This window comes from Vibrio ordalii ATCC 33509 (assembly GCA_000257205.1).
Lineage (GTDB): Bacteria > Pseudomonadota > Gammaproteobacteria > Enterobacterales > Vibrionaceae > Vibrio > Vibrio ordalii.
This window is the reverse complement of record AEZC01000029.1, coordinates 1-7,703: the sequence shown is the minus strand read 5'-3', so window position 1 is coordinate 7,703 and position 7,703 is coordinate 1. Positions and strand designations below refer to the sequence as shown.

Annotated in this window: 6 protein-coding genes; 3 read left to right on the top strand and 3 right to left on the bottom strand. The window is 42.7% G+C overall.

Going from position 1 to position 7,703, the window contains the following annotated elements; all coding sequences use genetic code 11:
• The first annotated feature begins 150 nt into the window (after positions 1-150).
• The gene (locus VOR_RS17625) at positions 151-720 is read left to right on the top strand and encodes a hypothetical protein (RefSeq protein ID WP_202796694.1); all 570 of its coding nucleotides are present in this window, start codon (positions 151-153) and stop codon (positions 718-720) included.
• Between the two features lie 233 nt (positions 721-953).
• Here the strand turns inward: VOR_RS17625 and VOR_RS0102145 are convergent, their stop codons facing one another.
• Both VOR_RS0102145 and emrD read right to left on the bottom strand, forming a co-directional pair.
• Complete coding sequence (locus tag VOR_RS0102145; protein WP_010317934.1) at positions 954-2,906, bottom strand: PAS domain-containing sensor histidine kinase; 1,953 nt, start codon at positions 2,904-2,906, stop codon at positions 954-956.
• Positions 2,907-3,195: 289 nt separating this feature from the next.
• Entirely contained in the window at positions 3,196-4,401 is a 1,206-nt protein-coding gene (gene emrD, locus VOR_RS0102140) for a multidrug efflux MFS transporter EmrD (RefSeq protein WP_010317932.1), read from the bottom strand.
• A 345-nt stretch (positions 4,402-4,746) separates the two neighbouring features.
• Between emrD and VOR_RS0102135 the strand changes: the two genes are divergently transcribed.
• Together VOR_RS0102135 and yegD are read left to right on the top strand one after the other, a co-directional pair.
• Positions 4,747-5,004 carry a hypothetical protein gene (locus VOR_RS0102135; protein WP_010317931.1) on the top strand — a complete coding sequence of 86 codons (258 nt, stop codon included), beginning with the start codon at positions 4,747-4,749 and terminating at the stop codon, positions 5,002-5,004.
• 107 nt (positions 5,005-5,111) lie between these two features.
• A complete protein-coding gene (yegD, locus tag VOR_RS0102130) occupies positions 5,112-6,464 on the top strand; it encodes a molecular chaperone (protein ID WP_010317930.1) in 1,353 nt (450 codons plus the stop codon).
• Between the two features lie 261 nt (positions 6,465-6,725).
• Here the strand turns inward: yegD and VOR_RS16590 are convergent.
• A partial coding sequence (locus VOR_RS16590) for an SGNH/GDSL hydrolase family protein (RefSeq protein ID WP_010317929.1) occupies positions 6,726-7,703 on the bottom strand: 978 nt, incomplete at its 5' end.

Genomic DNA, 7,703 nt, shown 5'->3' with positions numbered 1-7,703 from the left:
GTGGGATCATGGGGCGCATACCCTGATATCAACTCACTGCTTCCTTGGAACTTCTCACACTAAAACGCCCCGTGGGATCATGGGGCGCATACGCTATTCGTGAACAGTATCCTGATTAAGTTTATTTACTTATTAACTATAGGTGTTGTTATGAGTGTTTTAATGGATTGCAATCGATTTTTTATATATGCATCATTTATTTTCTTTCCTATTTTATTTTCTATTAATGCAGAAGAAAAAGAACAATCTAGGAATGAAATTATTGCCCATTTGGGTGAAATTCCTGGGTTGATTAATGCTGATGGTACTGGGCCTTTTGTTGATTTAGTACGACGTATTGATGTAATTGATCCTAATGTAAATATTATTATTCATGTTTATCCACTCCATCGTGCTATCTATGGTGTTGTGAATGGTCAAGCTGATTTTGCTTTGCCAGCGGTTAGAGTGGATGATCAGGATGACAAACTGGCTTACCGGTTTAGTAGTCGTTCTTTTGGTTTAGTCGCCTCTGTTCTTTACACTAATAAGGATAAACCATTTAGCGTCGATCAGCTTTGGACGAACCCTAATCATTATATAATCGAAGCATTTCCTGATGATATGCCTTTTCCAGTGATGCGTTCTATTCTAATAGTATCAATACATCATTACTTAAACTATCTTCTGGTCGTATTGATGGATTTGTTTGGGCACAAGAAGAAGCCGACATTGCTCTAAGAAGTCTAAACCTGACAAATATTTATCGCCAGCATTTTTATGACCATGAGGATGTGTTTATCATTCCCAAAGGGCCTAAAGGTGATTGGATTGATGATTATTTAACAAGAATGATTGATAAACTTAAAGAGAGTGGTGAGTTGCAAATACTCTATGATTCTATTCACCTTCCTTACGATGATTGGCAACCTTGACCCTTTTACTTTCTATCTATTATTACTTTCTATCCATTATTACTGCACATTTATTGCAGCATCATTATTAACAAGTTCAAGGGCCTTAGGCAGGGTAAAAACGTAATGAACACCTTGGCCAACATTAGAACTAAAATCTAGTTTTCCTTGTAGTTTTTGAGTCGCTAGATTAAAAACAAGATTCAAACCAAGCCCTGACCCGCCACGGCCTCTTTTGCTGGTAAAAAAGGGTTCAAAGATTTTATGGTGCAGTTTTGGTTCGACGCCACAGCCATTATCTTTATATTCTAAGAGAATATTCTGCCCTTCTTGTCGGAATGTAATGATTATTATCGGATTTTTCTCCTCACTGAAAGCGTGGTTAACGCTATTCATGACTAAGTTCGAGACAATTTGAGTGAGGACGCCAGGTAAGCTATTCATTGTGAGCCCGACATCTCCCTCTAGTTGTGGGATGACTGGAATTTTCCTAGTTTCCGGATGTAGGCTAGCAATCAACGCGCTTAATACTTGGTGGATCGAGAATTGACTGCGACTCTCAGATACCTGATCGACCGCTGTTTGTTTAAAGTCTCGGATCAGTTTGGCAGCACGATTTAAGTTGCTCTCAAGCATAGTGTTGGTTTCATTCATTCTCTGCATCAATTCAGAAAACTGCTGGCTTGTAAGCGTTTGATTGGCGAAGGCGGTATTTAGCTCTTGTGTGACCTCAATTATCACCGAACTTGCGGTCACCGCGATGCCTAATGGCGTATTGACTTCATGCGCGACCCCAGCGACTAAACCACCTAAAGCCGCTAATTTCTCAGATTCAATCAACTGTGTTTGCGTGGCTTTTAATTCTTCTATGCTATTTTCCAAATCACGAGTTCGCTCTGTGACTTGACGCTCTAAGTTTTGGTTGAGTTTTTGTAGTTCAAGCTGAGCCAGTTTTAGCTCGGTGATATTAATGGCTGTGCCCCGTAACCCGAGAAACATATCCTCCTCATACCGTGCTACCGCTTGAAACATCAAATAATGCTTACAATCATTGATGATAATCGTCTCTTCACACATTGAAAACGAACAGTGTTTAGTAATGGATTGGAGTAATTTCTCCATATCTCTCAGTGAGTCAATCTCTGAAAGTAGTGGCTTGCTATTTTCACTGATCTCTAAAGCTTGACGCATGGGTTCGGAAGTGTAAATCAACCTGTCAGAACTATCCGTCTCCCATAACCAGTCTGATGAGACGTCTGTAAAATCGGCTAATCGTTCTTGTTCAAGTTTTATATTGCTGTACAGCGTAGTTACATTTCCGGTGATTTTATTGGTCTCATCGGCCAGCCAAGTGAGTTCATCGTTATGCCCCATAATCCATTTCTTATGGGGAAGTTTTAGTGGTTTTGGTGGATGGCGAGGGTTGTATTTACGCAAATACTTCGCAATAGCAAAAACTCGTCGATTTACGCTCTCATGGAAAATCATCAAAATAGCGTAACAAATAAAGGCAGTCTTAATCGCGTTCACGACCAATATCAGTAGGAACTGCTTGATTAAGTAGTTGTAGATTTTTTGGGCATTAGACTCAACGTAGATCTCACCAATCTGCTCTTTGGCTTCCGTTCTTGGGTTGATATAAAGCATTGGATAACGGTGTGCGACTAATTGCTCCGTCACTTTTTCTCCGGCACTGAATTTATAACCGCCAGACGTGATTTCCAAATAATCAATTTTAGGCAAATTGACTAAACCATCTAAACGCTGTTGAAGTGCTACCAGATCATAATTCCATAGAGAAGCGGCAAGCAGTTCGGCATGGACGAATTCTATTTCGTGATGACGCTGAGCCACATCATCGAACTCTCTGTCATAGTCGAAATACGTTTGTGCTAACGTTGTCATCAGGGTGACCGCTCCACTCAAAATGACAAGAAAAAAAATGATCCTGCGACCAATACGACTCGATAGTGGGTTATTAATGCTTTCATTAAATGTTCGGCTTTTGTTCATCCTGCTTCTCATTTTTTTGAGTGATAATTTGAGTATAGATGCCACATGGGAAGTGTGAATGACATCTTATTGACTACACTTAAAAAATAGTCGAGTCATTGGCGGCAGTTCATGCGTTGGATATGGATATTATTTCTTGTAAGTACACCTGAAGAGTTGACTAAAATTGATAGGCTTTGTTTGGATGATGATATTGAGTTTTTGAACCCTGTGTTACGTCTAAAATAAAAAAAGCAAATAAAAAAGCAGAGAGGCGGTGGCCTGTCTGCTTTTTCTTCATTACAGTTTATTAAACAGCCAATGGCATTTCATTTGATGGGTCATGTTTACTGTAAACACGAATCAAACCAACCACAGCAAACACAGACATCAACAGCATCAATGCGCCAAGTGGCATCTGATCATGAGCTGGAAACGCTGAGGCCAAAAGGGTGGCTAAACCAGCCCCAAGGTTTTGCATACCGCCTAACACAGCACCCCCTGTTCCTGCATGGTAAGGCAGTGGTGTTAACGCTCCAGTGGTGGCTGCGGGGAATAGAATGCCCGCACCGAGAAAATAGACGGTGGCGCCACCGATTAAGGTCAATGCGCTGGTTTGTCCCAACACTCCAGGAACAAACACCACCAATGAGCCCAATGCTATCGCTACCAACCCTACATACAAGGCGCTTTTTTCGTTGAAGTTCAACGCAATCACACTCGATAGCGCCGCACCAACTAAATAACCTGGGATCGGTAAGACAAACAATAAGCTGACGGTGGTGGCAGGCAGTTGCAAAACGCCACCAAGTAATACACCTGCAGCGGCTTCAAACACCGCGACGCCAGAGAAAGTCGCCACGAGACAAATTAAATACCCTTGGAAACGTTTGTCACTCAGCACATAGCGATAACTGTTTGCAACCGATTCTTGTCTGCGAGCCGCTTTAGGCAATGTTTCTACCATACTCGTCATCATAGTGATCACCACCGCAATCGCGAATAGGGATAAAAATAAGTAACTAGAGCGCCAGCCAAAACTTTCTGTTAAGTACCCACCAAGAACAGGAGCAATGAGTGGCGAAAAAATAACGCACATGCTGATTAGGCTATTGGCCTTATGCAATTCTGCTCCTGAAAAACAGTCTCGAGTAAGGGTTCGAGACATTGCGCCACCACACCCAATGCCAAGCCCTTGAATAAAACTACCGACCAAAAACCAATCGTATTGGTGAGCAAATAATGCGAGTAGCGATCCTGCAATATAAATCAGCAACCCAGCGATAATAATCGGTTTGCGTCCTAGACGGTCTGACAATGGACCATAGACAAATTGTGATAGTCCATAAGGGATTAAATAACATGCCATGACCGCCTGCAGTGATGCAGGAGAAACTAAAAACTCTCCCGCCATATGGCCAATGGACGGGACGTACATCGTTTGTGTCATTTGGCCGACAGCGGTCAAAATCGCAATTAAAAATGTGAGTTTCACTAACGGAAACGATGCGGACATGGTCTATCTCCTGCACAATGGTGCAACTACGAAATATAATTAATATGAATAATGAAACTAATGGCCAGCGTTAAAAGTATCGCTCTTTCGGCGCGAGATATTAGTGAGGCTAGGCGCTTTTATCAATCTAAAAGTGTGAAGTTGAGCAAGATAAAAATCTATGATTTGAATTAGAAAAACTAATCATTATTTGGGTGGGTAAAGAGAAATGAAAGACGGTTCCAATGCCTATGTTGAGTATGGCTCTTGGTGTCTGATAATGTACCTAGTTTTTCTATTGCTTTTGCGCTGAACTGTGACTAATATTTGATGTAAATGAGAATTAATATCATAAAGGTGTGATTAATGATGTTACCTTTACTTGCTGCATTATTATTTATAGTGGGACTTGGCAAAAAGTTGTCGGTTCCAAATTCGTGGCTCTTCTACTATGCACTTTCTGTTGTATTGTTAAGCTGGCTATTCAGTATGAACCCCATTTTTGTCCTGATCCCGTTGTTTATCTTGTCACCTTGTCTTATCCACTATCGACATATCAAGGCGATTAAAATGGCTTATGTGGGCTGCCTGCTGCTGTCTTTTTTCGTCTCTTGGCTTGTGTAAACCAATCCATGTCTTTTCTCGCCAGACATTCCAAGTAGTTTGGGGATAGTATTTGTGAAAATCATAAGGTAGGATCGCCGGCCTTTTTCTGATGCTAGGAGGTAGCGATGTTTATTGGTTTTGACTATGGAACGGCGAACTGTTCTGTCGCGATGATGCAAGATGGGCAGCCAACATTGTTACCCATAGAAGGTAAAAGCCACTACATTCCTTCGACAATATGCGCCCCGACGCGAGAGTCCATTTCTGAGCATCTGTTCCGTCATCATAATATTACGCCAAGCGATAAAGTTGGTGAGCAAGTACTTCGCCGCGCGATCAATGTGAATAGAGAAGAGAGTATTGAACTTGCCGCGCAAGACATTGCCTTTGGCCAAGCGGCGCTTGATCTCTATCTGCAGGATCCGCGCGATATTTATTACGTTAAATCCCCTAAATCATTTCTAGGTGCGGCAGGTTTACGTGATGTGCAGGTCAGTTTTTTCGAAGACTTGGTGTGCGCCATGATGGTCAATATTAAGCACAATGCAGAGCAGCACCTTCAGCGCACCATCCAAGATACTGTGATTGGTCGTCCTATTAACTTTCATGGCCGAGGTGGTGAAGAGGCCAATCGACAAGCGGAATCTATTTTACAACGTGCGGCGAAACGCGCCGGTTTTCAGCACATCAGTTTTCAGTTTGAACCCGTTGCGGCGGGCTTAGAATATGAAGCGACTCTGGTGCAAGATCAAACCGTACTGGTGGTTGATATCGGTGGTGGAACCACCGACTGTTCATTGCTAAAAATGGGGCCGAGTTGGCGAGGGCGTGACGACCGTACCGCGAGTTTGCTTGCGCATAGTGGCCAACGGGTCGGAGGCAATGATCTTGATATCTATATTGCTTTAAAACAGTTGATGTCTTCTTTTGGATTAGGAAGTAAAGCCATTGCTGGCATTGATATGCCGATCACGCAGTTTTGGAACCCGATTGCAATTAACAACGTGGAAGCACAACGTGACTTCTATGCTCAGCAAAACTTGGCAGCATTGAAATTGCTACACAAAGAGGCGCAGCAACCAGAAAAGTTGGCGCGTTTGCTGAAAGTCTATTTTGAAACGCTTGGTTATCAAATTGTACGCCGTGCAGAAGAGGCAAAAATTGCTCTATCTGATCTTACGCAATGTCAGGTGGTGCTTGATCTTCTTTCTGAGCAGCTCGAAGTGCAAATTGAGCGTGAGCAAATGATCGACGCCATTGAATCCCCTAAAGCGAAAATGGTGGAATTGGTCAAAGAAGCGGTTGAACAAGGTGGCGTAAAGCCGGATGTTATCTTTATGACGGGCGGATCTGCTCGTTCTCCAATATTACGCCAAGCGGTAGAGCAGCAACTGCCCCACGTACCCGTTGTCAGCGGTAACTACTTTGGTTCAGTGACTGCTGGTTTGGCTCGTTGGGCAGAAATTTGCTATCGCTGATATGACCGCTTAGCGCTTCGTTTTTGATGTGTTTGATGTGCTTCGTTTTTAATGTATGGGTGGTCGGTAATGTTGCGAATGATCGTGTTTCATTAAAACATTACTGGCAACCCATCCCGCGCTGACGAGCGCATGCAAATTCGCCACCCACGCACAAATCCTAAACACTGCCCACCTCGCCATGCGTCAAGTGAAAGCCGCTACCGCGATGCCTATTTGAGTCTAGAGACAGCACTTTGCGTGCTGTCTCTAAGGTCAGGCTTATTTAAATTGAAATGACGCGAGTGAGTTTTTACTGATTTCATCGGCAATTAATTTATGAATCGCAGTGGTAGGGTGCGTGACGCCCCAAAATACATATTTGTCAGAGCTATGGTAAGCGCAATCATTGGTTAAGCTATGACGGTATAAGTAATCTAAAGCTGAATTGCGATTGATGTTGAGGCATGCATCGGTCGCATTTTCAAAGCCGTATTGCTGTGGATTGGCGGTGAGATTTTCAAACAAGCTATGGGCGTCAAACAAGATGATATTTATTCCTTGCATGCGGTAGTACAGTGCTTGCTGCTGAATAAACGCATTAAAGGCGGTGATTTTTGCGCTGACTTTCTCGATCTCTTCCGCTGTTGAATATTTAAACTGCGGTGCTTTAGTGGCATCGGGCAGGGTGAGTAGAATAATATTTTTAGCTCCCGAATCGACAAGACGAATCATTGCTCGGTTAAAATCGGCTTTGACTTCATAGACTTCATGGTTGTAATTCATAAAGTCATTTAAGCCAAATCCTAGGGTAAAGAGCGTATTTTCTGGCTGATAGTGTTTGGCCATTGTCATGTAATTTAGGTAAGAGCGGACTTGATCGTTCACAACCTCCAGCGCGATATATTGATTACGTCCTGCTGCACCACCAATCGTCCAGTTATATACAGGTAAATCGTACATTTTTGCTAAATACTCTGTCCACACAAAACCGTTGGAAAAGTGTCCTAAAAACCAAGAGTTAGGGTTGGGAAATTTCCATTGTGACGCATTAAATATATTGCCTGTATCCGAAAGGCTATCACCTATGGTCACCATTTTATTAATGACGGGTTCGGCATTTTTTTTATCGTTAGTCCAAATCGAATGATTGTATGAGAACCGATTGTCTGCTGCGAAATAAGTAATATCGGCCGAATCGTGGCTGACGCCGAGCGTCTCTTCACAACGCTGTTTTATTTCATGCTGTGAGGTATCGGT

Coding starts and splice junctions, on each gene's coding strand:
- VOR_RS17625 (WP_202796694.1), top strand. CDS start 151: ATGAGTGTTTTAATGGATTGCAATCGATTTTTTATATATGCATCATTT.
- VOR_RS0102145 (WP_010317934.1), bottom strand. CDS start 2,906: ATGAACAAAAGCCGAACATTTAATGAAAGCATTAATAACCCACTATCG.
- emrD (WP_010317932.1), bottom strand. CDS start 4,401: ATGTCCGCATCGTTTCCGTTAGTGAAACTCACATTTTTAATTGCGATT.
- VOR_RS0102135 (WP_010317931.1), top strand. CDS start 4,747: ATGATGTTACCTTTACTTGCTGCATTATTATTTATAGTGGGACTTGGC.
- yegD (WP_010317930.1), top strand. CDS start 5,112: ATGTTTATTGGTTTTGACTATGGAACGGCGAACTGTTCTGTCGCGATG.